This is a genomic window from Citrobacter sp. VF227, from assembly GCF_052950715.1.
This window is the reverse complement of record NZ_JBRFVF010000053.1, coordinates 1-1,203: the sequence shown is the minus strand read 5'-3', so window position 1 is coordinate 1,203 and position 1,203 is coordinate 1. Positions and strand designations below refer to the sequence as shown.

Below are 1,203 nucleotides of genomic sequence, written 5' to 3'. Positions count from 1 at the left end.
CTCAAGCTCAACCAGATCATCGCCGCGCGCCAGCAGGTGCTATTCCAGGCCAACGCCGCCGCGCTCAAGGATTATCAGAGCGCCGAGAACGACGTCATCTCGGCCCAGAGCGACAAACAGACCGCGGAGGCGGCCCTGGAGGCGGTCAAGAACCGCCTGCGGATCCTGGGCAAGACCGACGCGGAGATCGCCGCGTTCCAGAAGAACAGCAGCATGAGTCCGGAGACGGTGATCCGAGCGCCGATCGCCGGGACAGTCGTGCAGCGCAAGGTCGGCCTCGGCCAGTACCTCGGAACCGGCAGCGATCCGGTCTTCACCATCGGCGATCTCGCGACCGTGTGGCTGATCGCCAACGTGCGCGAGAGCGACATCCCCCGCATCCGGCTCGGTCAGCCGGCCGTGGCGACCGTCAACGGCTTCGGCGACCGCACCTTCCGCGCGCGTGTCACCTACATGGCCGCGAGCCTCGATCCGGCGACGCGCCGGCTCGCGGTCCGGTGCGAGGTCGAGAACCCCGATCAAGAACTCAAGCCTGAGATGTTCGCGCGGTTCGCGATCATCACCGGCGACGCCGTGAGCGGCCCGGCGGTCCCAGAGAGCGCGGTCGTTCAGGAGGGGGACCGCGCGCATGTCTGGGTGCTGCGCCCGGACGGCGCGGTCGAGGCCCGCGAGATCAAGCTCGGGCTGCGTGACGGTGATCTTCTGCAGGTCACCGAGGGCTTGCAGACCGGCGAACGGATCGTCTCGCGCGGCGCCCTCTTCATCGATCGGGCCGCGAGCGGAGAGAAGGCTTCATGATCACCGATCGACGAGCTTCGGCTTGCACCGCAACCGACCGCGGGAAGTTGTCATGACCGGCGTCATCACCTTCGTCCTGCGCCAGCGCGTCCTCGTCCTCCTGCTGTTTCTCGCGACGCTGGTAGTCGGCGCGGCCAGCTATGCCCAACTGAACATCGAGGCTTATCCCGACCCCGTGCCGCCGCTCGTGGACGTGATTACCCAGAACCCCGGCCAATCGGCCGAGGAGATCGAGCGCTACATCACCATCCCGCTGGAGGTGCAGCTCGCCGGCATCCCGAATGCCACCGTCGTGCGGACGATCTCGCTGTTTGGCCTCTCCGACGTGAAGGTCCAGTTCAACTACAATTTCACCTATGAGGAGGCCGAGCAGCGGGTCCTCAACCGCTTGTCGCAGCTCAGCCC

At 66.6% G+C, this 1,203-nt stretch carries 2 protein-coding genes; both read left to right on the top strand.

The genetic code is table 11. The features are described from left to right. The coding region (locus tag ACU8YC_RS24945; RefSeq protein WP_446895950.1) for an efflux RND transporter periplasmic adaptor subunit at positions 1-798 on the top strand (798 nt) is incomplete at its 5' end. Between the two features lie 52 nt (positions 799-850). Continuing rightward, a partial coding sequence (locus ACU8YC_RS24940) for an efflux RND transporter permease subunit (protein ID WP_446895949.1) occupies positions 851-1,203 on the top strand: 353 nt, incomplete at its 3' end.